At 71.9% G+C, this 23,229-nt stretch carries 21 protein-coding genes; 10 read left to right on the forward strand and 11 right to left on the reverse strand.

What is annotated here, in order from left to right:
• Positions 1-265: 265 nt before the first annotated feature.
• Both V9U70_RS03645 and V9U70_RS03650 read right to left on the reverse strand, forming a co-directional pair.
• The gene (locus V9U70_RS03645; protein WP_419723926.1) at positions 266-1,654 is read right to left on the reverse strand and encodes an SWF or SNF family helicase; all 1,389 of its coding nucleotides are present in this window, start codon (positions 1,652-1,654) and stop codon (positions 266-268) included.
• Positions 1,651-4,677, reverse strand: coding sequence for a DEAD/DEAH box helicase (locus V9U70_RS03650; RefSeq protein ID WP_336672962.1), 3,027 nt, complete (start codon positions 4,675-4,677; stop codon positions 1,651-1,653). Before V9U70_RS03650 ends, V9U70_RS03645 begins: the two co-directional genes overlap by 4 nt.
• 343 nt (positions 4,678-5,020) lie before the next feature.
• Between V9U70_RS03650 and V9U70_RS03655 the strand changes: the two genes are divergently transcribed.
• Positions 5,021-6,052 (forward strand): fatty acid desaturase family protein, encoded by a 1,032-nt coding sequence (locus tag V9U70_RS03655; protein ID WP_419723927.1) that lies wholly within the window; start codon positions 5,021-5,023, stop codon positions 6,050-6,052.
• 168 nt (positions 6,053-6,220) lie between these two features.
• Positions 6,221-6,403, forward strand: coding sequence for a hypothetical protein (locus tag V9U70_RS03660; RefSeq protein ID WP_336672964.1), 183 nt, complete (start codon positions 6,221-6,223; stop codon positions 6,401-6,403).
• A gap of 94 nt (positions 6,404-6,497) precedes the next feature.
• Here V9U70_RS03660 and V9U70_RS03665 read toward each other — a convergent pair whose 3' ends face one another.
• Positions 6,498-7,496: a hypothetical protein gene (locus tag V9U70_RS03665; protein ID WP_336672965.1), complete on the reverse strand. Its 999-nt coding sequence runs from the start codon at positions 7,494-7,496 to the stop codon at positions 6,498-6,500.
• Positions 7,497-7,694: 198 nt separating this feature from the next.
• Between V9U70_RS03665 and V9U70_RS03670 the strand changes: the two genes are divergently transcribed.
• Positions 7,695-8,603: an oxygenase MpaB family protein gene (locus V9U70_RS03670; protein WP_336672966.1), complete on the forward strand. Its 909-nt coding sequence runs from the start codon at positions 7,695-7,697 to the stop codon at positions 8,601-8,603.
• A gap of 378 nt (positions 8,604-8,981) precedes the next feature.
• Here the strand turns inward: V9U70_RS03670 and V9U70_RS03675 are convergent, their stop codons facing one another.
• Both V9U70_RS03675 and V9U70_RS03680 read right to left on the reverse strand, forming a co-directional pair.
• Positions 8,982-9,584, reverse strand: a complete 603-nt coding sequence (locus V9U70_RS03675) for a class I SAM-dependent methyltransferase (protein WP_336672967.1) — start codon at positions 9,582-9,584, stop codon at positions 8,982-8,984.
• A gap of 440 nt (positions 9,585-10,024) precedes the next feature.
• Complete coding sequence (locus tag V9U70_RS03680) at positions 10,025-10,453, reverse strand: PPOX class F420-dependent oxidoreductase (protein ID WP_336672968.1); 429 nt, start codon at positions 10,451-10,453, stop codon at positions 10,025-10,027.
• Between the two features lie 141 nt (positions 10,454-10,594).
• On the opposite strand from V9U70_RS03680, the gene V9U70_RS03685 reads away from it, so the two are divergent.
• The 3 genes from V9U70_RS03685 to V9U70_RS03695 all read left to right on the forward strand — a co-directional run bounded on the left by V9U70_RS03685 (position 10,595) and on the right by V9U70_RS03695 (position 13,091).
• A complete protein-coding gene (locus V9U70_RS03685; RefSeq protein ID WP_336672969.1) occupies positions 10,595-11,008 on the forward strand; it encodes a roadblock/LC7 domain-containing protein in 414 nt (137 codons plus the stop codon).
• A gap of 249 nt (positions 11,009-11,257) precedes the next feature.
• Positions 11,258-12,562: a DUF6397 family protein gene (locus V9U70_RS03690; RefSeq protein ID WP_419723928.1), complete on the forward strand. Its 1,305-nt coding sequence runs from the start codon at positions 11,258-11,260 to the stop codon at positions 12,560-12,562.
• 40 nt (positions 12,563-12,602) lie between these two features.
• Positions 12,603-13,091: a GNAT family N-acetyltransferase gene (locus tag V9U70_RS03695; protein WP_336672970.1), complete on the forward strand. Its 489-nt coding sequence runs from the start codon at positions 12,603-12,605 to the stop codon at positions 13,089-13,091.
• A gap of 72 nt (positions 13,092-13,163) precedes the next feature.
• Here V9U70_RS03695 and V9U70_RS03700 read toward each other — a convergent pair whose 3' ends face one another.
• On the reverse strand, positions 13,164-13,847 hold the full coding sequence (locus V9U70_RS03700) for a histidine phosphatase family protein (protein ID WP_336672982.1): 684 nt from the start codon (positions 13,845-13,847) through the stop codon (positions 13,164-13,166).
• Between the two features lie 246 nt (positions 13,848-14,093).
• Here V9U70_RS03700 and V9U70_RS03705 point away from each other — a divergent pair, with 246 nt between their 5' ends.
• Positions 14,094-14,741: an LAETG motif-containing sortase-dependent surface protein gene (locus V9U70_RS03705; RefSeq protein WP_336672971.1), complete on the forward strand. Its 648-nt coding sequence runs from the start codon at positions 14,094-14,096 to the stop codon at positions 14,739-14,741.
• 216 nt (positions 14,742-14,957) lie between these two features.
• Here the strand turns inward: V9U70_RS03705 and V9U70_RS03710 are convergent, their stop codons facing one another.
• On the reverse strand, positions 14,958-17,195 hold the full coding sequence (locus V9U70_RS03710) for a SpoIIE family protein phosphatase (protein ID WP_336672972.1): 2,238 nt from the start codon (positions 17,193-17,195) through the stop codon (positions 14,958-14,960).
• A gap of 321 nt (positions 17,196-17,516) precedes the next feature.
• Between V9U70_RS03710 and V9U70_RS03715 the strand changes: the two genes are divergently transcribed.
• Positions 17,517-18,617, forward strand: a complete 1,101-nt coding sequence (locus V9U70_RS03715; RefSeq protein WP_336672973.1) for an enoyl-CoA hydratase/isomerase family protein — start codon at positions 17,517-17,519, stop codon at positions 18,615-18,617.
• Positions 18,618-18,745: 128 nt separating this feature from the next.
• Here V9U70_RS03715 and V9U70_RS03720 read toward each other — a convergent pair whose 3' ends face one another.
• Both V9U70_RS03720 and V9U70_RS03725 read right to left on the reverse strand, forming a co-directional pair.
• A complete protein-coding gene (locus V9U70_RS03720; protein ID WP_336672974.1) occupies positions 18,746-18,982 on the reverse strand; it encodes a hypothetical protein in 237 nt (78 codons plus the stop codon).
• Between the two features lie 32 nt (positions 18,983-19,014).
• On the reverse strand, positions 19,015-19,542 hold the full coding sequence (locus tag V9U70_RS03725) for a hypothetical protein (RefSeq protein ID WP_336672975.1): 528 nt from the start codon (positions 19,540-19,542) through the stop codon (positions 19,015-19,017).
• Between the two features lie 298 nt (positions 19,543-19,840).
• On the opposite strand from V9U70_RS03725, the gene V9U70_RS03730 reads away from it, so the two are divergent.
• On the forward strand, positions 19,841-20,761 hold the full coding sequence (locus V9U70_RS03730; RefSeq protein ID WP_336672976.1) for a pentapeptide repeat-containing protein: 921 nt from the start codon (positions 19,841-19,843) through the stop codon (positions 20,759-20,761).
• Here V9U70_RS03730 and V9U70_RS03735 read toward each other — a convergent pair.
• Positions 20,703-21,236, reverse strand: a complete 534-nt coding sequence (locus V9U70_RS03735; protein WP_336672977.1) for an SRPBCC family protein — start codon at positions 21,234-21,236, stop codon at positions 20,703-20,705. The genes V9U70_RS03730 and V9U70_RS03735 overlap by 59 nt on opposite strands.
• Before the next feature lie 360 nt (positions 21,237-21,596).
• Positions 21,597-22,517 (reverse strand): NADPH-dependent F420 reductase, encoded by a 921-nt coding sequence (locus V9U70_RS03740; protein ID WP_336672978.1) that lies wholly within the window; start codon positions 22,515-22,517, stop codon positions 21,597-21,599.
• A 53-nt stretch (positions 22,518-22,570) separates the two neighbouring features.
• Here V9U70_RS03740 and V9U70_RS03745 point away from each other — a divergent pair.
• Positions 22,571-23,229: cytochrome c oxidase subunit I (locus V9U70_RS03745; RefSeq protein WP_336672983.1), on the forward strand; the 659-nt coding region annotated here is incomplete at its 3' end.

A 23,229-nucleotide genomic window follows, 5' to 3' on the forward strand; every position in this document is an offset into this window, starting at 1 on the left:
CCCCCGCTGAGGACGAGCCCTGCCAGAGGTTCGGTTCCCCGCGCCGAACGCCGCGGCGCGGCGGGGGGCGGCGAGGCCGCGGACCGCCCGAGGCCCGCCGTCCCGGCCCGGCCCAGGCGGCGGGCCGACACCGCCCACTGCCCGCGTCCCCCAGCCCACCCGCTTCCGCGGCCGGCCCCCTTCCGCCGCCCGTGGCCCCAGCCGCTCGCCCCCCGTCGCCCCGCGCGATGGCTCGGGCCCCGACCCGCCCCGCTCCTTGGGGCCGTCAGGTCGCCTCGTCCGGTTCTGCGCCTTCGGCGCCCGCGAGCGCTCCCGCAGGGTCGTCGTCCGCGGGTCCGGCGGGCAGCCAGCGGCCCCGTTCCCTGCGGTACGGCCACCACCGCCCGTTCCGGTCGAGCCTGAGCTGGAGGTCGACGCCCGTCACCGTCCAGCGGGCACGTCCGCCGGCGCGCAGCGAAGGCCGCTCACCCGTCTCCCACGCCGTGTCGAGCTGGGCGCGGGCCCGCGCCAGCGAGCCCGGGTCCGGCTCCCACTCCTCCTCCAGCACCCTGAGCGCGGCGACCCCGCCGTACCGCCAGGCGCGGACCGCCGCATCCAGCTCGGCGCGCCGCCGACCGGACCCGGCGGCCAGCCGCGCGGTGACATCGGGCCCCGGCCGTGCGTCCGCGGCCAGCCGCACCGCGTCCTGCCGCGGCGACAGTCGCTCGGGCGCCGGCTGCTCCGCGTGACCCGGCGCCAGCGCGTCCAGCAACATGCGGTGGGCCCGCACCGCGCTGTCCGCGGCCAGGACCGCCAGCGCCACCGGATCGACCCCGGGCGCCGGAGCCGTCTCTGTGTCCAGCGACCGACCGAGCCCGGGTTCGGCGGGCGCCGACGGGGGAGCGGGGAGCGGGGGCAGGAACTCCCGGGCGGCGAACGCCTCCGAGGCCGGGACGCCGCGCCGGTCGCCGTCGGCTGCCTCGGGCGCCCCGCCGCCTCTCCGCACCGCACGGGCGGTACTGCGCACCTGGAGTTCGTTCAGCAGTCTCCGCTCGTCGCGCCCCCGGAGCAGCAGCAGCACGAACGGATCTTCGTCCAGCAGCCGTGCCACCTGGTAGCACAGCGCGCCCGAATGCGGGCAGTGGTCCCACGTCCCGCAGGTGCACTCCGGCTCCAGATCGCCGATGCCGGGCAGCAGGTCGACGCCGGCCCCCGCCGCGTCCTCCACCAGGTGCGGAGGCATCTCCCGGTCCAACAGCGCCGCGATGTGACCGGCCCGGTCCACCGCCATGTCCAGAAACCGGTCCCAGGCGCCCGCGCCGAGCTGCTGGAGCAGCACGTCGCTGCGGTGGGCCGTGCCGTCCCGGTCCCGCACCACGGCCGTGACGCGCCCCGGACGCACGGAGACCGCCCCGACACCGCCCGCCCTGGCCAGCTGCCGTCCCTTCTTCAGCTGCTGACCGTCCAGAGCGGTGTCCTCCAGGGCCTTCAACCACGCCCGGCCCCACCAGGTCGCCGCGAAGCCCCTGCCCCCCGCGGGAGGCAGCGCCGCGAACGTACGCTCCGGTCCGCCACGTTCCCGCCGCGGCGCCCCTCCCTCGTCCTGTTCGCCCGGGCCCGAGCCGCCCGTGTCCTGGCCGGCCTCGTCGTCGTAGTCGTCGTAGCGGTCGTTCACCGTGTGCCCCCTCGCAGCTCGACCAGTTCGGCCAGTTCCGCATCGGTCAGTTCGGTCAGCGCCGCCTCCCCGGAGCCGAGCACGGCGTCCGCCAGCTGCTGCTTACGGGCCAGCATCTCCGCGATCCGGTCCTCGACCGTCCCCTCGGCGATCAGCCGGTGCACCTGCACCGGCTGGGTCTGCCCGATCCGGTAGGCCCGGTCCGTGGCCTGCGCCTCGACCGCCGGATTCCACCAGCGGTCGAAGTGCACGACATGGCCGGCCCGGGTCAGGTTGAGCCCGGTCCCCGCGGCCTTGAGCGACAGCAGGAACACGGGGACGTGCCCCGCCTGGAAGCGGTTCACCATCTCCTCGCGCCGGGCGACGGGCGTACCCCCGTGCAGGAACTGCGTAGGCACTCCGCGCGCCGCCAGATGCTCCTCCAGGAGCCGGGCCATCCGCACGTACTGGGTGAACACCAGGACCGAGCCCTGCTCGGCCAGGATCGTCTCCAGGAGCTCGTCCAGCAGTTCGACCTTTCCGGACCGGTCCGCGATCCGCGGCCGCTCCTCCTTGAGGTACTGCGCCGGATGGTTGCAGATCTGCTTCAGCGCCGTCAGCAGCTTCATCACCAGGCCGCGCCGCTCGAAGCCGTCCGCCGCGGAGATCTCCGCCAGGGTCTCGCGGACCACCGCCTCGTACAGGCCTACCTGTTCCGCCGTCAGCGACACCGCACGGTCGGTCTCCGTCTTCGGCGGCAGCTCGGGTGCGATCCCGGGATCGGACTTGCGGCGGCGCAGCAGGAACGGCCCTACCAGCGCGGCCAGGCGCTCGGCGGCGGCCGGGTCGTCGCCGCCCTCCACCGCGGCTGCGTAGCGGGTACGGAAGGCCCCGAGCCGCCCCAGCAGCCCGGGGGTCGTCCAGTCCAGGATCGCCCACAGCTCGGAGAGGTTGTTCTCGACCGGGGTGCCGGTGAGGGCGACGCGCGCCCGCGCGCCGATGGTCCGCAGCTGCCTGGCCGTCGCCGAGCGCGGGTTCTTGACGTGCTGGGCCTCGTCGGTGACGGCCAGGCCCCAGGCCACCGTGGCCAGCCGGGGCGCGTCGAGCCGCATGGTGCCGTACGTCGTCAGGACGAACTCTCCGTCCGCCACGTCGTCCAGGGACCGTGACGCGCCGTGGAAACGGCGGACGGGGGTGCCGGGGGCGAACTTCTCGATCTCCCGTTGCCAGTTGCCCATCAACGACGTCGGGCACACCACCAGCGTCGGCCCGGCCGCCCCCTGTTCGCTCTGGCGGCGCAGATGCAGAGCGATGAGCGTGATCGTCTTGCCCAGCCCCATGTCGTCGGCGAGGCAGGCCCCGAGGCCGAGCGAGGTCATGGTGTGCAGCCAGTTGAGACCGCGCAACTGATAGTCGCGCAACGTCGCGGTGAGCGCCTCTGGCTGCCCGGTCTCCTGCTGCTCGGCGGCCTCCGGGTCGGCCAGCCGGTCCCGCAGCCGTCGCAGCCAGCCGGCCGGCTCCACCTCCACGCGACGGCCGCCCACTTCCGTGGAGCCTGTCAGCGCGGCGCTCAACGCGTCGATCGGAGCGACCTTGTGGTCCTGGGCCTCCCGGGCCCGGCGTGCTTCTTCGGGATCGACGAGCACCCAGCGGTCGCGCAGCCGGACGACGGGCCTGCTGGACTCGGCGAGCCGGTCCAGCTCCTGGCGCGTCAGCTTCTCGTTGCCCAGCGTGAACCGCCAGTCGAAGGCGACAAGCGCATCAGCCGACAGGAAGGACGGGGCGCCCGCCTCTGTACGGCCCCGTCGTCCGGCCTGCCGGTCGTCGTCCTCGCCGTCCGGGGAGGCCGGGCCGATCACCGCGCGGGCGGTGAGCTTCCTGGCCAGCTCCTTGGGCCAGTGCACCTGCACTCCGACGGCGGCCAGGGAACGCGAGGCGGACCCCAGCAGTTCGGCGATCTCCTCGTCGGCCGGCTCCACCGAGTCGGGTACCGCCGCGGAGAGCAGAGGCGCCAGCGGGGGCCAGGCACGCGCGGCACGCCGCAGAGCGAGGAGGGCGTCCAGCCGGACCCGCGGACCGAACGCGGCCGCGGCTCGCGAGCCGCCCGCCCACACATCGGCGGCGTCGGCGACCAGAGAGGGGTCGTTGACGCTGTGGATCTGGAGCACGGCACGGAACGACGGCTCGGCACCGCCGCCCCCCGTGCCCCTGCTGTCAACGCCGTCGCCGTCCGGGTCCCTGCCGTCTTCGCTGCCATCGAACGGCATGGCGCCCGGGAGGCTCGCGCTCGGGGTCACGCCCCCGACCTCGATGCGCAGCGAGAGCCGTACGCCCGCGTCGTGACCGGCCGCCACGTCGGCGGCCCAGGCGCGCGCCTCGGGCAGACGCCGGGGCTCCTCGGCCGCGAACGCGGGGCCGGAGGCGGCGAGAGCGGCTGCGGGTGTGCGGGGCAGAGTGTCGGCCACGGCGTCGAGGAAGGCCCGCAGCAACCGTTCCGGTTCGGGCAGGAGCAGAGGTTCGACCGCCTGGCTGCTCTCGGTGGCGCTGTACGGACGGCCGTCCTTCGCCGACTGTCCGGCGCGGCTGGGAAGGGGAGTCGCGTGCGCCTCGGGCGGCATCGACGCCGCCAGCTCCCGCACCCGTTCGAGGTCCTCGGCGCTCAGGGGGCCGACCCGCCAGGCATCGTGGTCGGTGGGGCTGAGACCCGGCAGTATCAACCCGCGCGCGATGAACTGGAGGGCCAGCAGAGCGGCCGCGCCCCAGAAGGCAGTGGAGGGAGAGGCCTGCACATCGGCGCGTGCCCGGGTCAGCACCGGCAGTGCGTCCCGGACGGGGAGGCGCAGGGCCGCGACGGCACGGGGGCGCAGATCGGCTCCGGCGACGGTCAGCTCCGACGTGGTCCCTCGGCCGTCGGGAAGGACGCCGCCGTCCGGGTTCCAGAACGCGATCAGGCCCGCGCGGGCCGGATCTGCAGGCAGGAAGACCGCGGAGCGACGAGAGAGCTCAGCGGTCTGCGGGGGTGGTGACGCGGGGTGGGTGCGCACAACGATGCCAGGGTCCTCAAATTTGACTAGTGGATCGCGGTCGCCGAGGATACTCCATCTCGCGGGGGCATGGGGCCCACACCTGGATGATGCACGCCACTTCCCCTCACTGCCGGCGGGGGCACCCCCCCCTGCACGGCCGGGGGGTTTGCCCCAGGGGAACCAGGGGGGTGGCGTCATCGCTCCGCCTGGGCCTCGGCCCGTACGTTCTACCGGGACAGCGCGTACGTTCCAGAGACCGGAGAAAAATGTGCCACAGGCGACCGCGATTGCCGCCGAACCCGCGGGCGATGATCGCCTTGGACCCCCGGGCGGTGCCGCGGCCATCGCGGGCCCTGGCGTGGTGCCGCTTCTCCCGCGTCCGACCGGAGCGTGCGGGGCCCCGGCCGGGAGCGACTTCACGCTTCTGCTGCGTGCCGTCAGGGGGCAAGGGCTGCTGGAGCGCCGCACCGGCCGGTATGCCCTGGAAACCGTCCTCAACATGACGGCCCTGTCCCTGGTGATCACAAGTCTCGTCCTCTTGGGCGACACCTGGTGGAGTCTCCTCCTGGCCCTGCCGCTGGCGGTTCTGTGGACCCGTACGGCCTTCATCGCCCATGACGCGGGGCATGCGCAGATATCCGCCGACCGCAGGACGAGCCGGATCATCGGCCTTGTGCATGCCAATCTGCTTCTGGGCATGAACGAAGCGTGGTGGAACGACAAGCACACACGCCACCACGCCAACCCCCACCACATCGACAAAGATCCTGACGTCGGTGTCGGCGCCCTGGTCTGGACCCAGAGGCAGGCGGCGCAGCGCGAGGGGTTCGCCCGGTGGCTGACCCGTCACCAGGCCCGGCTTTTCTTCCCCATGCTGCTGCTCGAAGGCATCGCGCTGAAAATCTACGGATTCCAGTTCCTGAGCCGTCGACCGGTCCGGGAGCGAGCGGTCTCGGCCTTCCTGCTGACCGCGCACATCGCGCTGTACGCGATGTTGCTGCTGAGCACGCTCTCCCCGGGCAGGGCGATCGTCTTCGCGCTTGTGCTGCACGCGGTGTTCGGCGTCTATCTGGGCATGGCCTTCGCCCCCAACCACAAGGGCATGGAGATGCCCGATCCCCACGGGGACCGTTGGGGCCACCTCCAGCGGCAGGTCCTGACCTCACGCAACGTACGAGGGTCGGTGATGACCGACTGGTTCCTGGGCGGTCTGAACTACCAGATCGAGCACCACCTGTTTCCCAGCATGCCCCGCCCCCACCTCCGGCTGGCCCAGCCACTGGTCAAGGCGCACTGCCGGGAGATCGGCATGCCCTACACGGAGGCGGGCCTGATCGAGTCCTATCGACAGGCCCTGGCACACATGCACAAGGTCGGCGAGCCTCTGCGCTGACGTCTTCTCCCGGGCCCTGCCCAGGGGGCCGGCTCGAGCGCCGGCCGACCACACCGAGAACCGAGTGCCGCGGAGCAGCTGGGACGAGGGCACGGATCGGGGAACGGAAGGGCGCGCGAAGGCGTTCACACAACAGAAGCGGCATCGGCCGCGAAGGAGGCATGGACCATGACGAATGGTGCGAAGGTCGCTGTCGGGGGAGTCGTCGCGGCGGCGGTCCTGTGGCCCCTGATCGGATTCTGGTGGGCGCTGTTGATCGTGATCGGAGTCCCCGTGGCGGGCTATCTGCTGCTGGACCCGTCCCAGCGGCGCAGGCTCCGCCGGATCAACCGCAAGGAGATCGGCCGCTGAGCCCGCCTGGGCCCCGCCCGCGGGGTGGGCTGCGCGATGACGCACCGGGTCGGACATCGCCCGCGCCGCTGCCCGGGCCGCGGGCCCGCCGGAGTCAGGTCGGGCGCCGGGCCAGCTCGTCCAAGGCGTTGAGCAGCCCGGGCAGCGCCGGCCCCCGCCCCACGGGCAGGACCTTTCCCGGCTCCTCGTCCAACAGGATCAGTGCGATGTCGTCGGTGCGCGCGGCCATCGACCACCCCGGCCCGTCGACGCGCAGAGTGCGGGCGTCGGCTGAGGCGAACGTGGAGCGAATGCGTCCTGGCGGCGGCGGGGCCTGCGTGTAGGCGAGGGCCTCCGACAGTGCTCGCTGGACGCCAGGATGCCGAGGGGAAGGCGACGGGCCGGTGGCCGCATCGGCGTCGGCAACCCATCGGGGGAGGTCGGCGGCCCCGACGTCGTCTCCGTCCCGCGGCGGCATCCTCAGAGGGGCGGAGTCCACCGCACCGTCCCCCAGGGCGGCTACCCCGGGTCCGCCGGACCGGCCGGGCGCATGGTCGTCAGAGCCGGACGCGCGTTCCTGTCCGGGGCCGGGCAGGACGAATTCCGCGTCGTCTATCTGCTCCCGCCACAGGTGCCACTGCGCGGCCACCTCGTCGGCCCCGAGCCGCCGCTGCGCCGGGCCCCACGAATCCGAAGCCGGTGGGGACAGAGGGCCCGGGCCCCGGCCGTCCGTCTCCGGGTCGTGCGGATCGGGGACGCCCGGTGCGGCGACGGCCAGGTCGAGCGGCCAGCCCGGCAGCGCGCACACCACGAAGTCCCCGTCGGGGGAGAGGTCGTGCTCCATACCGCAGTCCCACGCGGCGACGGCGAGTGCCACCTGCGAGACGTCCTCCACGACCACCGTCCACCTGGCCCCGGCGCAGTCCTGGCCGAGAATTAGCCCGTACCCCTCCTCGTACGGTTCGAGGGCGAGGGCTTCACACGCGGCCACGTAGTCGTCACCGAGCACGCTCGGGAACCGCGTGGGCGTCAGCAGCATCGCGGTCAGCACCAGCAGCGCGTCGTCCGCGGCCGCGTCGTTCGCACCGGACACGGTGCCCTCCCCATCTCTCATCGTCGGTTGTCCATCGCTCGTTCGTGCGTCCCCTGCTCTGTCGGCGCACCCTAACCAGTCGGTAACCTCCCGTCGAGGCCCTGGCGCGGTTGATGCGAACCGTCCCCCACCCGTTCGAGTGGGCGGGTCCCGCAGGGCTGGGGTGTGCGGGGTGCTCCGCGTAGGGTTGAGCATCCGGCCAGACGAGGGGGACGACACATGGCGAAGCGGTACGACCGACTGAAGGAGATTCAGCGTCTCGACCCGGAGCGGGACTTCCTGGAGATCTACCGAATCACCGCCTCCTACGAGTTCCCCTGGGACATGACCCGCGCCCTCGAACTGGCCCTGTACCGCACCTATGCCGTGCCCAGCATCGGCCGGCTCCTCGACGAGACAGCCGAGCTGACCGAGCGCTCACAGAAGCGGTACGACGACACCGCGCTGCTTCTGGACACGGTGGTGGAGCACGGATTCGCCACAGAGGAGGGCCGCACGGCCGTCCGCCGGATCAACCAGATGCACCGCAGTTACGACATCAGCAACGACGACATGCGTTACGTCCTGTGCACCTTCGTGGTGATTCCGAAGCGCTGGCTGGACGACTTCGGCTGGCGGCGGCTCTGCGATCACGAGACGAGGGCCTTGGCCGCCTACTACCGCACACTCGGTACCCGGATGGGAATCAAGGACATCCCCCGGACCTTCGAGGGCTTCGAGCGCACCCTCGACGCCTACGAGCACGAGCACTTCGGCTGGGACGCAGGAGGCCGCCGGGTTTCCGATGCCACACTGGCGCTGATGTGCTCCTGGTACCCGGCCCCGCTCGCCCCGCTGGTCCGTGGCGCGAGCCTCGCACTTCTGGACGACTCTCTGATCAAAGCCTTCCGCTATCGCCGTCCGGGGCCGGTGGCTCGTGGGCTGACCCGTGGTGCGTTGCGCCTGCGGTCCCGTGCCGTCCGGCTTCTGCCACCCCGGCGAAAGCCTCATTACGCGCGTCAGAACCCCGAGATCAAGAGCTACCCAAAGGGATACGAGATCGCCGCACTCGGTACGTTTCCCACGCCAGGCGTCCGCGGTTGCCCTGTTCCCGGGCATCGGCGGCCATCAGGGGCGCCGGTCGAGTGACCCCCGGGCGGGACAGAGCCGGGCCACCAACGCAGCTGCCCCCTCGCAGCCGCCCGGGAGCCGCTTCGCTGGTAGCCCGAGCGAGGACAGAGGACGCCTCCGCGCGAGTGGCGCCCCCATGCTCCCCGGTGTGCAAGAGCTCGATGCCCTCGCAGAAGAAGCCCCGTGGGCGCTTCCCGGAACGCCAGCCGCCGTCGCACGACGCCTGCCTGCGCCGAGAATGCCGGGTACCGGGCAGCTGACGGAGGGAGGCCGACGTCCGGGTCTCCTCCAGAGCCTTGCCCTCCTGAAGTGAACCTCGGTCCGCCTCCGCCGCCCACCGTTGCCAGTAGCCCCGCCGCGGGGCCCAGGAAAGAGGCGATCCTCCGGGGCCGTCGGTCAGGCCCGGCGGACGGCGAGGGCGAGAAAGAGATCGTCCTCGTCGGTGTAGGAGCGAAGCTGCCAGCCCGCGCCGGACAGCAAGTCGCGCAGCTTCGGCTCGGCGCGCAGATCGTCTTCGGTGAGGCTGCGCCCGTGCCGTGCGGCGAGGACAGCACGCCCGATCGGATGGAAGAGGGCCAGGACGCCGCCGGGCCGGACCACTCGTGCGAGCTCGGTCATATCGGCTTCCGGGTCGGTCAGATGGGAGATCAGCCCGCCCCCGAAGACAGCGTCCACGGCGCCGTCGCGCAGTGGCAGCCGGGCGACGTCCGCGCGGAGCAACGTGCCGCTGTCCGTGTGCCCCGCCCGTACCGCCTCCTCCAGCATGGCGGGGGTGAGGTCCGCACCCAGCACCGTGCCGTTCGGCCCGACCCCCGCCCGCAGGGCAGGCAGCGCACGGCCCGTGCCGCAGCCCGCGTCGAGCACGGTGTCGCCTGGGTGCAGCCCGAGCAGCCCGGCAGCGGTGGCGAAGGCCGGGCCGTCGTCCGGAAACCGGCTGTCCCAGTCGGCTGCACGCGGGGTGAAGAAGTCCAGGATCTGCGTGGTGCGCTCGTCGGCCATGGGCCCATGATCACGCAGCCGACGCTCGAACGAAACGGGCGCGGCGATATCGGGAGAAGCTCCTGAGCGCCGCAGCGGGGGCTGAGACAAGGACCGTACCCCTGCTCTCGCCAGGGCTACGTCGGTGATCACCGCGACCGGCGCCGACCGGCCGGTGCGATGTTCCCCACCAGAACGGAACCGAGAGCTGAGTTGGACGAGCCTCCGGACGGCGCGGGCTGAAGGTGCTCGCCGGCCCGGCCCGGCCGGTCTTGGCCTCCAGGAACGCGCGACGGCCGCTGCCCAGAGCGCGCAGTGGCGACAGAGAGGTCCACCCGGCCGGGCCGCGCCACGCCCGTCACCGCGGACCGGAAAGAAGTCCTGATCCGTACGGTCCGGTATGCCGGGCGCATATACGATGCCGGTTCGCCGGCTGACGGCTGCACGTCCGGAGCCGCCGGTCAGCCGATCATGTCGGCCATCGCGACCACTTTCTCGATGCGTACGCGGACGATCAGCTCGCCGGACACCCCGTTGCGCCTGCCGAACTCCTCGGCGGCCTCGGGCGCCACGTAGCGCCTCGCGATGCGCGTGGCCCACCGCAGCAGTGCATTGGGTTCCTCGCTCAACTCGGCATGCCCCTGCACCACGGCGAACGCATAAGGAGACCGGTCGTCGTCGACGCACAGGGCGGCCCGTCCGTCGCGTGCCAGGTTGCGTCCCTTCACGCTCTCCCTGCTCGTGGTGAAGACCACCGTGTCACCGTCGAGAAGAAACCAGACAGGTGCGATGTGGGGACTGCCGTCGGGGCGCACCGTCGAAACCTTCGCGGTGCGCGTGCCCTCGGAAAGGAAAGCCCGCCATTCTTCGTCGGTCATGTGGTGTGCCATGCGTCCATCCTGAGCCCGACGGCGACGTGGCGCGAAGCGGCGCCCCGGGGCGTGAGGAGTGCTTGCCCCTGCGGAACCGGTGCGCAAGGCTTACGCGCATAGCGGGGGGACCGGGAACAGAAGTACGGGGAGGAAGAGCTGATGGCGTTCGACCGGGGACTTGACTGGCTCCTTGACGATCTCACCGGCAGGGTGCAACACATACGGCACGCGTTGGTGCTGTCGAACGACGGCTTGGTGACCGGGGCCAGCACCGGACTCGCCCGCGAGGACGCCGAGCACCTGGCCGCGGTCTCCTCCGGCCTGCACAGCCTGGCGCGCGGGTCGGGGCGGCACTTCCGGGCGGGACGACCGCGACAGACGATGGTGGAGTTCGACGAGGCGCTGCTCTTCGTGACAGCGGCCGGCGACGGCAGCTGTCTGTGCGTGCTGACCGCGGCCGAGGCCGATGTCGGGCAGGTCGCCTACGAGATGACCCTGCTCGTCAACCGGGTCGGCGAACACCTCGGCGTCTCCGTGCGGCAGGGCGGACCGGAAGACGTCGGGCAGTTCTGACGGCAGGCCTTCTGCGCGGAAGGCCTCCGCGGCGGACCGCCAACGAGGGGCGTGCCGACGCGGGCGTCTTCGGGAGGCGGGGCCTTCGGCTCCGGACACGAGACCTCTCCGATGCCGGGCAGTTTCTATCTGCCCCCTGACCTGCGCCTTTCGCTCTGCGGGACAGTTATCCACAGGACTGACGCCTCGTTACTCCCTCCGGCTATCGTGGTCACGGAAAGTAGGCGAGGAGCACGGGGGAGGACCTTCATGATGATCAAGGGAGCGATCTGCGGGCCCGACGGTTCAGCCGGCCGACGGCACGCGGAGCCGGTCGAGCGTGCCGTGGGGCCGACGAAGGACGAGTGGGCGAGCGCACCGCGTGACACCCCGGCGGCCACGGTCGCCGCCGGGCGCGCTGCCCAGGAGCTGGGGCTGCGCCGGGCCGATTTCGAGCTTGCGGTGCACATGGGGTTGGTCGCGGTCGTCACCGGGCCGGACGGTGGGAGGCCCCGTGTGCCCGAGGGGGAGATCGTGCGCCTGCGTCGGCAGCCGGGGTTCCCCGACGAACTGGCGGAACGGGTCCGTGCGGTCGGCACCGCGGAGGGGGCGGCGCTGCTCGATATCGTTCCAGCACGCTTCACAAGGCTGGCGCGCGCCGGGTGCTTCTCACCGGTCACGTTCTACCTGAACCGGTATCGCGCGGTGGTGTGGCTCTACCTGGCGGACGAACTCGCCGCGTTCGCGGCCCGGGAGCCCGGGCTGCTCGCCGGCCGTACTCCCCTGGAGATGCGGACGACGCTGGAGTCCGGTGCCGACTGGCGAGCGCGCAACTGGCGTACGCAGCGCGTTGATCGGACGCTGAACCGCACCCAGGACCCGTGGGCGCGGGCGGCGGTTCAGGCGTCGGGGCTCGATCCCGTGCAACTGGCGGAGGTGGTCGACGACCCCTACGAGCGCGCCTACCTCGCACGGGTCCGGCCTGAGCCGGTCTTTGGGCGCCCGGCCTCCACGGCCGCGAGAGAGACCATGGGGGAGCTGACGTTGGCGGACGACCCCGACGAGATCCTCTGGCGGCGCGTCAGTCTGGCCCTGGAGCTCGACCTGGCCCGGGAGGACCGGCCCGCGCCGCGGCCAGGAGACGACCGAGGGCGCTCCGTGGCGCGGGGGGCGCGCATCTCGCTCGTGACCGCGGGGCCGTCCGCGCCGCCGGTATCGCCCGCACGCGCCGGAGGGCGCATGCGGCAGGCGTCGCCTTCGACATCGGCGCCCGTTCCCGCTCGCCCACCGGTACCGCTTCCCGGAGCCGTACGGAGAGCCACGCGCGCCTCGGTGAAGCCGTCGCCCCTGCTCCTTCCGCCGAGTGGGGAGCCGGCGTTCGCCGGAAGGCCTGAGCCCTTCGGCGCGCCCCTGCCCCCCGGGGAGGTGGTGTCCGCCGAGGGGCGGGCGGCCGGCGGTGAGCCGGCGGCAGGACGCTCCTGTACGGGGAGGTCGCCTGCTGCCTCGAAGTGCGGGTCGGCCAGGAAGGGGCTGCTGGCCAGGTGGGGGCGGTGGCGTGGGCGGGGCGCCGGATAAGGCATCGCGGGCCGCTGTCCGGATCAGCCATGCTGTCCGTATGTTGATCAGGGAAGCAACCCCGCAGGACTGGCCGAACATCTGGCCGTTCTTCCACGTGATCGTCGCCGCGGGCGAGACGCTCACCTACCCGCTGGATCTCAGCAAGGAGGACGCCGAGGGATGGTGGTACGTCGCCGCACCGAGCCGTGTCGTCGTCGCTGTCGACGATGCCGGGACAGTGCTCGGCACGGCGAAGATGAACCGCAACCACATGGGCAACGGGTCCCATATCGCCAGCGCCACGTATCTCGTGGACCCTGAGCAGTCCGGTCGCGGGGTCGGGCGTGCGCTGTGCGAGTACTCCGTCGACTGGGCTCGTGGCGAGGGTTTCCGGGCGATGCAGTTCAACGCGGTGGTCGAGACCAACACCCGCGCCGTCAAGCTCTACCGGGCGATCGGGTTCGACGTGGTCGGCACTCTTCCCGAGGGCTTCAACCACCCGGTCGAGGGGTATGTGGGGCTGCACATCATGCACAAGCCCCTCTGAGGTGATGACCTCACGAGTGAGGTCACCGGGCACGAGGACGTGACGGCAGACCGGTGCCGCCGTGGTGGGCGGTCAGACGCTTGGCCCCGGCAGGGCGCGGCCTGCCGGGCCGGCGTCCACCGCACCGCTCGCGGCGACGGGCGGGACGACGGCTCCGGCCCACGAGAGGGCTGTCCATCCAGCGTCGGGCATTCCTTCGACGACCACCACGCCCGTGTTGTCCAAACGGTGTTCGGCGGCGAACTCCACCGTGACGTTACGGGCGCGGGCGGCGGCCCACACACGGATCGCGGCACCGTGGCTGACGAGCGCCACGGTCGAGGACGCTCCGGACGTCCCGAGCCGGGCCGCCTCGGCCACTACCGCGTCGAAGCGCGACAGGGCCTCCACACCGGTCTCGCCGCCGGGCATCCGGCGCGACGCGTTCCCGGCGCACCACGCGAAGGCGGTCGTCAAGTACTCCCGGATCGCCTCCTCATCGGCTCGCATCTCCAGATCACCGGCCGAGAGCTCCCGGATGCCGTCCCTGATCCGGACCTCCAGGCCGCGCTCGTCGGCGAGGGGCGCGGCGGTCAGCTGAGTACGCGTCAACGTGGAGGCGTACAGCGCTCCGATGTCCTCCCCCGCGAGTGCCGTCGGCAGGGCAGCCGCCTGGCGTCGGCCCAGCTCGGTCAGGCCGGGGCCGGGCCAAGCGGTGTCCAGGAAGTGGCCGACGTTGGACGGTGTCTGGCCGTGGCGGATCAGCAGCAGTCGCATGGGACGGGTCAGGCTCCAGGCTCGGGTGCGCGGGCGGCGGACGGACGCACGATCCACCCTCTCATTTGAGCCACAGACGGCGAACGACGCACGGGGCGATCCGCCCGCCTTGTCGGAAGCGGCGGGGATATGACCGGAGTTGGCCGACCGGCTGAGACCCGGGGTGACTTCGTCGCCGTCAGGCGGGGGCAGTACTGTGCGCCCCACCGCCATTCGGGCGATGAGATTCATCTGGAGGAACAATCCATGACCATACCCAGGAGATCGCGGCGTGGCGCGGGAGCACTCGTGGCCGCTGCGGTCGTCGGTCTGGCCGGAGGCGTCATTGCCGCCGGCCCGGCCGCGGCTCACACCCCCACCTGGGCCGTGACCTGCTCCGAGGTGAGTATCGACCTCACCGACTACACGAGCGGTGTCCCCAACACGGTGACGGTCTCGGTGGACGGCAAGGACCTGCTCCCCACCGAGACGTTCGACCGTGAGTTCCACAAGAAGCTGACGCTTCCCGAGCACGACAAGCCGGTCTCCGTCCGCCTGGTCGTCAAGGACGCCGGCGCCGGGGGCAAGCACTCGATCGAGGAGACCCGGACGGCCGAGGTGTGCGAAGAGGAGGAGACTCCCACGCCCACGCCCACGCCGAGCGTGTCGACACCTGGCGAGCCGACCCCGTCGGAGCCTCCGGCGACCGAAGCGCCCGAGCCCAGTGCGACGCCCAGCGAAAAGCCTTCGCAGTCCGCGCCGGCTGTGCCCGCCCCGAGCCCCAGCACGCCGGACCTGGCCGAGACGGGTTCGTCGTCGGCCACGCCGGTCATCGGCGGTGCCGCCGTGGCGGTGCTGCTGGCCGGTGGCGGCATTCTGTGGGCCGTACGCAAGCGCCGTACCGTCCAGAGCTGACGTCCCCGCCCGCGGGGGCGTGGCGAGTCCACGCCTTCCGGCACCGGGCGTCCTGAGCCGCCGGTGTGCGGAATTCGGTGGGCCGTCCGCCCCCGGTCGACCGGGCGGCCTCGGCGGGCCCCGGCGGAGCGGTGCAGGTTCGTGAGCAGCGCGCGAGCGACCGAGCCCGCAGGGGGGCCGGGTGTGTCGCATCGTTTCGGCGGTGCGGCACACCCCTCACCCCCCGTCAGGGCCAGGGCCGGGGGACAGGCCGGGGTCGGTTCCGGAGGCACCGGCTGCGTCGCCGCTGGTGCCGTGATCCCGCGCAGTCGCCTCGTCCGAGCGGCAGCCGTCCGCAGGGGCGCTCCGTTCCCTGGCGGTAGGGGGAGCCGGGCCTATCTCGCACCACACGGCCTTGCCCTCCCCGCGGGGCTCGATACCCCAGCGGGTGGCGACCGCGTCGAGCAGGAGGAGCCCCCGGCCCGAGGTCGAGGTCTCGCCCGGTGCTCGCCGCCTGGGCCAGGTACTCGACCGGTCCTGCACCGACAGCCGGACCCGCCGCACCGGCTCGGGCAGTACCTCCAACGTCAGTACCGCCCCGCCCTCGGTGTGCAGCAGCACGTTCCCCAGCAGCTCGCCCGTGACCAGCTCCGCGTCGTCGGCGAATGCGGCCAGCCCCCAGTCCGCAAGGGCCTGGCGCACGATCGACCGGGCGTCGGAGAGCCCCTCCGGGTCCGCCTGATGGATGTACTGGTGGAGCCGTGGCGCGTGCGTCGACCCCACATCGGGGCTTCGGCGCAGGACGAGGAGTGCCACGTCGTCCCCTGACCCCCACCGCTCCCACAGACGTTCCGACAGGTGATCGGCCAGCGCCTCGGCCCCTGCCGGCCCGGTGCTCACCTCGCTGCGCAGCGCCTCCACTCCGGTGTCGAGGTCGGCCCCGGGCTCCTCGACCAGGCCGTCCGTATACAGAACGAACGTCTCACCGGGCACCAGATCGAGCCGGGTCTCCGGGTAGGTCTCGTCCTGGAGATCCGTTGACAGCCCGAGCGGCAGCCCGCCGCGCACCCGAGGGCTGCCGACCCGGCCGTCCGCGTGGCGGATCAGCGGGCCGAGGTGACCGGCCCGGACCACTCTCGTGGCACCCGACGCCAGGTCGACCTGGGCGTAGGTGCAGGTCGCGAAGCGGTCGGTGTCCAGTTCGGCGAGGAAACGGGAGGCTCGTACCAGCACGGTCGTCGGTGGGTGCCCCTCTGCGGCGTACGCACGGAGCGCGATGCGCAACTGCCCCATGATCGCGGCCGCGTGGGTGTCGTGCCCCTGGACGTCGCCGACCACCAGGCCGTAACGGTTGTTGGGGAGGGTGATCACGTCGTACCAGTCGCCGCCGACCTGTCGGCCGCTCCACGCGGCGTGGTAGCGCACCGCGATCTCACCGCCCTCGATCTCCTGTATCCGGGACGGAAGCATCGCGGACTGGAGTTGGGTGGCGAACTCCCGCTCCTCGTCGAAGAGCATCGCCCGTTGCAGCGACTGGGCGACGATGGCGGCGAGGCCCAGACACAGGATGCGCTCGTCTGCGTTGAAGACCATGCGCTCCCGGTAGAAGAGGGCGAGGCCGCCGAGCGACCTGGCCTGTGCGACCAAGGGGAGATAAGCGGCTGCCCGGAACTTGAGCTCGCCAAGGTGCGGTTCCAGTGCCGGATATCGCCGGGCCAGTGCGGTGAGGGACGTGATGAAGCGCGGGCGGCCGCTGCGGATGGTGTCGGTGAGGGGCAGGTCGCGGTCCAGTTCGCCGGAGCCGAGCCCGTCGAGCACCTCCAGTGACTCGCCGCTCAGCGCCGCGATGTTCACCGCGGAGTTCTCCACGAGCCCGAGGGCGAGCCCGTCCGCCCCGAGTCGGGCCAGCCCGCCGGGGCCGGTGAGAGCGGCCGTCACATCGTCCACGGTCACCGCGCGCGACATCGCACTCGTTGTGCGTTCAACGATACTGGTCTGGCGTTGCCTGCGTTTCTCCAGGTTGAGGACGAAGGCCGAATGGGTGACTTCCGCCGTCGCGTCCCGGACGACCCCGACGATTCGGTGGGCCTTCCCGTCCCTCGAACGAAGGATGCGGGCCTGGACATGGGTCCACTGAGTGGTCCCGTCGTCCAGTGGCATGGGGAAGTGAACGCTGTAGGAATTGCTGCCGCTGGTGATGGCCTCGTCGATCGTGACGTCGAGCCGTGCGCGCTCCGCCGGCTCCAGGTGCTCCAGCAGGGTGCCGGGGCGCTCGTCGAACGCCGCCGGCTCCACTCCGAACACGGCCAGCCCGGCCTCGTCGATGTCCAGGCTCTGGGCGTCCAGATCCCAGTCGAAGCTGCCGGTCCGGTTCATGGCTAGGCGTTCCGTCGGCCGGATCTCACCGTTGGACTTCCGGTCGATCCGGTGGAGCGGAGAGGCTTCGGCGTCCTGCCGCCGTTCGTCGTCGGTCATTCCTGCTCCGGAGGTCGTCCGGCGGGGCCACGCGTCGGCGCGCCCCCGTAGGCCTCAATTGTCGAGCCCCCGCCACCGGACTGCCACAGCGGCTCGTGGCCTTCACCCCCCGAGCTTCCCTGCCACGGATCTTCGTTCCTCACAGCGGACCCCGGGTTCCGGAGCGCGACCGGGGGGTCGCAGAATGGCAAGCGGAGGCCGCCCTGCCACCGGACGATCTCCCGGGGTGTCCAGAGGCGCCGGAGCGACCGGGTCAGGCGCCGGGGGGCGTGTTTGCCGAGCTGTCCACTTCTCCACCAGTCCAGCGAGCGGAGCACACCCATGAACGACGACCGGCCCGTCCTGCTGGAGAGGCACGGCCGCAGCCTGCGCATCACGCTCAACCGCCCCCGCTCCCTGAACGCGCTCAGTCACACCATGGTGCGGCAGCTCGACGAGGCGCTGACTCGTGCCGAGCGGGACGATGCGGTCGTCTCGGTGGTACTGGCCGGAGCGGGCGACCGGGGCCTGTGCGCCGGTGGAGACATCCGCGCGCTCCATGACGACGCCCGTGCTTGCGGCCGTGCTTCCCTGGACTTCTGGCGTGACGAGTACCGCCTCAACGCGCGCATCGCCCGATTCCCCAAGCCGTATGTCGCTCTGATGGACGGCATCGTGATGGGCGGCGGCGTCGGAGTGTCGGCCCACTCCGCGGTGCGCGTGGTCACCGAGCGCTCACGGATCGCCATGCCCGAGACGGGCATCGGGTTCGTACCGGACGTCGGGGGCACTCGGCTGCTCGCCACCGCTCCGGGCGAACTGGGCACTCACCTGGCTCTCACCGGCCGTTCCGTCGGCCCGGCCGACGCTGTGCTGTGCGGTCTGGCCGACCACTACGTCCCTGCTCGGCGACTGCCGGAACTGACCGAAGCCCTCGCTGGGCCCGCCACCGCCGCGCAGGTGGCCGAGACCGTCGAGCGGTTCGCCACGGAGCCGCCCGCCGGTGAGCTCGCCGCACAGCGCGCCTGGATCGACGCCTGCTACGCCGCGGACACCGTCGAGGAGATCGCCCGGCGGCTGCGGGACGCCGGTTCCGACGAGGCCGCGGAGGCGGCGGGCGAGCTGGCGACCAGGTCGCCCCTCGCGCTCAAGGTGACGCTCGCCGCCGTCCGCCGGGCCGCCCGGCTCGACAGCCTGGAAGCCGCCCTCGACCAGGAGTTCCGTGTCTCCAGCAGGGCCTTCGAACAACCGGACTTCGTCGAGGGGGTGCGCGCCCGCATCATCGACAAGGACGGTGACCCTCAGTGGAAGCCGGGGACGCTCGCCGAGGTCGACGACCGTCAGGTCGCCCACTTCTTCGCGCCCCTCGGCCCCGGCGAACAGGAACTCGGCCTGGCGTCCGCGCTCGCCGACTCCGCGGAGTCGGCCCCGCAAGGCGGGTAGGCACGCGTCGTGCCGGAGGGACCACGGCCGAAGGCACTCGTCCCGTTAGCAGTCGGGTCCTGCGAACGGGGCCCGCCCGTGCCACCGAGCCCCCGGTGCGCCGCGGCCGCCCTCCGGCTGGCCGCCCCTCAGCCCCGCTGTATGTCGCTGCCGGACAGGCTCGGTTGCAGAGCCCGGACGAGAGCGAACAACCTGTCCTCGTTGCCTGCCAGCCCCGCGCTGCGCAGAGCGTGGTCCGCCTCTCGCATCGGCGAGGCGAGCAGCGGCATGTACACCGGTGCCGCATCCGGGTCGCCGAGCGCTGCCCGGGTGGCCTCCAGCAGGCGGACGTACGCCTGCGCCGCTGCGAGCTCGTCTTTGTCCATCTCAGCATCTCCTCGTCGCAGGTGTCGGACCGTCAAGCATCTCCCATGGGTCTGACAACGCCGTCCTGGTCTCGGCCGGACCCGCCGATCGCCCCCCTCGGCGGCTCCACCTCCAGATGACGTCGCCTCCGGGGACCCCGGTAGAGCAGTACCGTCCAGCCCAGCCGACGCAGAGCCGTGGCGCATGCGCCCAGCGCCTCCTCCTGGTCGTGCGCGGCGCCGCTGCCGGGCGGCCCGGCCCATTCGACCCGCACGGAGCCCACCGATTCGCCTTCCAGCACTCGGTACCCGGCCGCCACCCGGCCCCCAGAGGCATCGACCGCCGAAGGGAGCGCTCCTGACGCCTCCAAGGCCAACGCGACCGCGCGTACCGGCCGGTTCAGCTCCCACAACGCCGGTACGGCCTCGGAAGCGGGCCCCCCGGACCCGGTGAGCCGGCGGATCTGCAGCAGGCTCTCGAATGCGGACCGCACCGAGGCGGCTCGCTCCGCTGCGGGGCCAGGGGACGGGGGGCCGTCGCCGGTCGCCGGCTCGAACCCCGTACTCTCCACACCGCTCATGTCTTCCCCTCGTGATGCGTACGCCCCAGTCTGCCGGGGCCGGGCTCCCGTCACCGCGCGGGCCCCCGGCGTCCGCGGCGCCGTCGAACGCCCCCGGGCCCGTGGAGTCACGACCACCGCCGCCCCCGGACCGCTGACGGCCGTGAACGTGTGGCCTCCGCGACCACGGACTCCGGTCCGCCGGCGACCGCCGATCCCGAGCCCGGACCAGCCCGGCCTCGGCGTCTCGGTAGACTCGTTGGCCCCGCAACGAAACCCTCTGCACCCCCCGTCCACACCCACGCGAGGACCCACGCCTGTGCCCGACCACGAACAGACCTCCGTGCCAGAGTCCGCGCGGGAGGCGCTGAGAGCGGACTGCACGAACTGTTTCGCCCTCTGCTGCGTCGCCCTGACCTTGACGGCCTCGTCGGATTTCGCCATCGACAAGGAAGCCGGCCGACCCTGCCCCAACCTCCAAGGTGACTTCCGCTGCGGCATCCATACACGGCTGCGGCCGGCAGGCTTCTCCGGCTGCACGGTGTACGAGTGTTTCGGCGCCGGTCAGAAAGTCTCGCAGGACACCTACGGGGGCCGCGACTGGCGTTCCTCGCCCGATATCGCCGCGCAGATGTTCGAGGTCTTTCCGGTGATGCGACAGCTCCACGAGCTGCTGTGGTATCTCACCGAGGCGCTCACGCTGCCCGCCGCGCGTCCGCTGCACGCCGAGATCCGCCGGGCTCTGGAAGCGACGGAACGGCACACCTCACGCCCCGCCGTCGACCTGGCGGGTCTCGACGTCGCGGCTCACCGGGAGCGGATCGCCGGGCTGCTCCGGCGCATCAGTGAACAGGTCCGGGCCACCGCTCCCCGCCGTAAGAAGCGCAACCACCGCGGCGCCGACCTCATGGGAGCCCGGCTGCGCGGCGCCGACCTTCGGGGAGCGGATCTCCGTGGCGCCTGCCTGATCGCTGCCGATCTCACCGGCGCTGATCTGCGCCTGGCCGACCTCATCGGGGCCGACTTCCGCGACGCCGACCTCTCCGGCGCCGACCTCACCGGGAGCCTGTTCCTCACCCAGCCGCAGATCAACGCGGCCAAGGGCGACGCGAAGACGGCCCTTCCCGCGCTGCTGAGCCGCCCGGCGCACTGGACGGCACAGGGCCCTTCAGCTGGTCGGGTCAGGCCGGGCCCGGGGAGGGAGCCGGCCCCGGAGCGTCCTCTTCCAGGACTGACTTGAGACGCTGGAGCGTCGTGCGGATATTGCCCCGCTGGAACTGCGCGAACGTCTTCCCGCCCGTCGCGACGCGGTCGAAAGCGTTGGCCAGGACGTCAGGCCAGGAGCTCCGGTCATCGGTCCAGGTCTCGGTGACCCGGGTAGCTCCGCCCACGTCCTCGAAGAGGTAGTCCCACGTGGCGATGGGCCCCGGGAGCCGTGGCCGGCGCAGACCGATCGCGTGGACCCGGAAGGCGAAGCGTGCACCCGGATCGGCCGCGGTCACCGTGCACCGCGTCGACCAACGCATCGCGCCGCGCTTGTTGCTGCCGTCGAAGACCATGCCGACGTACGCCTCGCGCCTCTCGCCGCGGACGGTCGCCCCGCGGTTCTCGGGGCTCCAACGCCCCATCGCGGTGGGATCGCTGAGCCGTTCGTACACCTGGGCGGGTGTGGCCTCGATGATGATGCTGTCCGCTACGGACATGGTGCGGGGCATTGCTCGACTCCTTGTCCACGGCCGACGTTCGACCACTGTCGGGGAGGCGGTGAGTCCGCGCCGATGCCCCGGCACACACCTTACTTGCGAGTAGCTGCGAGGGGAGAGCAGAGGGAGGCAGACGAGGAGAACCCCCGTTGCACGGGCGGCTGACGTCACGCTGCGCCGGCCTCTCGGCCGTGCCCGCGGGGGCGGGCCCCGTGCCTCGCTCCGCCGCCTGGGCAGGGCCGGACGCGGCGCCTCGCTCCGCCGCTCCCCTCCGCCCGCACGCGCGGCGCGCACGGTCCGCGCCACCGTGCTGCCGGCCGTCGGAGCCCCCGCCCGCACGCGCGCACCAGGGCCCCGCTCATGCGGCCGGCGTCAGGCGCGCCACTGTGCCGGGCGCTCCGGCGACGCCTCTGCCAGAGCCTTCGTGATGGCGTCGACATCGCCCCGGTTGCCGTACACCGGCGTACCGGGCTGCTGACGCCAGGAGTCGTCCAGACCTCCACTGTCGACGGTGTCGAACCCCAGCTCGTCGATGAGGTCGCGCACGACCTGCTTGGTCGCCGCGTCGTCACCGGCCACCGGGAGCGCCTGTCGTCCCATGGAGCCCTGCGGACGGCCTCGGTCGAGGATGTCCTGAGCGTACGTTCCGTTGAACGCCTTGATCACGGGGTGGCCGATCTGCTGCTGGGTCCACCGGCTTTCCGGCAACCCGTCCTCGATGGCGGCGATACGGCCGTCGCGCTGTTGCGGATAGTAGTTTCCCGTGTCGATGACCGCGACGTCCTTTGCCGCGCCGCCCAGGAATCCCTCCGGCAGAGCGGGGACGGCCTTGAGCGGAACCGTCACGACGACGACACGGGCGCCTTTCGCCGCCTCGGACGCGGCCACCGGAGTGGCCCCCGTCTCCTCGGCGAGGGCCGTCAGTGTCTGGGGGCCACGGGAGTTGGCGACGGAGACGTCGTGACCCAGCGCGGTGAGACGCCGGGTCAGGTTGCCACCGATATTGCCCGCACCGATAATGCCGATCTTCATGTCTGCGGCCTTTCGAGGTTGCCGTGCCGATGACGGAGGTTCTGTCGCATCATCAACCCAGCTGCAACCGAACCTATTCCGTTCTCGAGAAGGGGAAATCGCCAACCTGCTCTCGCTCTTCCCCCCTCCGTCGGCGGTGGCTGGGAGGCCCCCGGCCCGTGTAGGCCGTTTGGGTGTCCTTGGCAGCCGGTTGCGCCGGGAGGGGGAGGATGTCCCACCGCACCGGCAGCCGCGGGTCCATTCTGGTCGCCGAGTCCGCACGGGCCGTCGACCGAAGGAGCGTCGTAGTGACGACGAAGGGCATCGCGCAACCGGTGGAGACCGATGCCGTAGACGAGGACGAGCTCCCGGTACGGGGCAAGGAGCCGGGCAATGTCGTCGTCAAGTGGCTGACCACCACCGATCACAAGACGATCGGCACGCTCTACCTCACCACCTCCTTCGCGTTCTTCTGTGGGGGCGGGCTGCTGGCCCTGGTGATGCGTGCCGAGCTGGCTCGCCCCGGGATTCAGATCCTCTCGAACGAGCAGTTCAACCAGGCGTTCACGATGCACGGCACGATCATGCTGCTGATGTTCGCGACGCCGCTGTTCGCCGGATTCGCGAACTGGATCATGCCGCTGCAGATCGGCGCGCCCGACGTGGCGTTCCCGCGGCTGAACATGTTCGCGTACTGGCTGTACCTCTTCGGTTCGCTCATCGCGGTGGCCGGCTTCCTCACCCCGCAGGGCGCCGCCGACTTCGGCTGGTTCGCCTACTCCCCGCTGTCGGACGCGGTCCGCTCCCCGGGCGTCGGCGCCGACATGTGGATCATGGGCCTGGCCTTCTCCGGCTTCGGCACGATCCTCGGCTCGGTCAACTTCATCACCACGATCATCTGCATGCGCGCGCCCGGCATGACGATGTTCCGCATGCCGATCTTCACCTGGAACGTCCTGCTGACCGGTGTACTGGTCCTGCTGGCCTTCCCGGT

It is taken from the genome of Streptomyces pratensis (assembly GCF_037137275.1).
Taxonomy (GTDB): Bacteria; Actinomycetota; Actinomycetes; order Streptomycetales; family Streptomycetaceae; genus Streptomyces; species Streptomyces pratensis_B.

Bases quoted from the DNA above. Each gene is read 5' to 3' on its own strand.
- V9U70_RS03660 (WP_336672964.1), top strand. From the start codon at position 6,221: ATGACGAATGGTGCGAAGGTCGCTGTCGGGGGAGTCGTCGCGGCGGCG.
- V9U70_RS03665 (WP_336672965.1), bottom strand. From the start codon at position 7,496: ATGAGAGATGGGGAGGGCACCGTGTCCGGTGCGAACGACGCGGCCGCG.
- V9U70_RS03670 (WP_336672966.1), top strand. From the start codon at position 7,695: ATGGCGAAGCGGTACGACCGACTGAAGGAGATTCAGCGTCTCGACCCG.
- V9U70_RS03675 (WP_336672967.1), bottom strand. From the start codon at position 9,584: ATGGCCGACGAGCGCACCACGCAGATCCTGGACTTCTTCACCCCGCGT.
- V9U70_RS03680 (WP_336672968.1), bottom strand. From the start codon at position 10,453: ATGGCACACCACATGACCGACGAAGAATGGCGGGCTTTCCTTTCCGAG.
- V9U70_RS03685 (WP_336672969.1), top strand. From the start codon at position 10,595: ATGGCGTTCGACCGGGGACTTGACTGGCTCCTTGACGATCTCACCGGC.
- V9U70_RS03690 (WP_419723928.1), top strand. From the start codon at position 11,258: ATGATGATCAAGGGAGCGATCTGCGGGCCCGACGGTTCAGCCGGCCGA.
- V9U70_RS03695 (WP_336672970.1), top strand. From the start codon at position 12,603: ATGTTGATCAGGGAAGCAACCCCGCAGGACTGGCCGAACATCTGGCCG.
- V9U70_RS03700 (WP_336672982.1), bottom strand. From the start codon at position 13,847: ATGCGACTGCTGCTGATCCGCCACGGCCAGACACCGTCCAACGTCGGC.
- V9U70_RS03705 (WP_336672971.1), top strand. From the start codon at position 14,094: ATGACCATACCCAGGAGATCGCGGCGTGGCGCGGGAGCACTCGTGGCC.
- V9U70_RS03710 (WP_336672972.1), bottom strand. From the start codon at position 17,195: ATGACCGACGACGAACGGCGGCAGGACGCCGAAGCCTCTCCGCTCCAC.
- V9U70_RS03715 (WP_336672973.1), top strand. From the start codon at position 17,517: ATGAACGACGACCGGCCCGTCCTGCTGGAGAGGCACGGCCGCAGCCTG.
- V9U70_RS03720 (WP_336672974.1), bottom strand. From the start codon at position 18,982: ATGGACAAAGACGAGCTCGCAGCGGCGCAGGCGTACGTCCGCCTGCTG.
- V9U70_RS03725 (WP_336672975.1), bottom strand. From the start codon at position 19,542: ATGAGCGGTGTGGAGAGTACGGGGTTCGAGCCGGCGACCGGCGACGGC.
- V9U70_RS03735 (WP_336672977.1), bottom strand. From the start codon at position 21,236: ATGCCCCGCACCATGTCCGTAGCGGACAGCATCATCATCGAGGCCACA.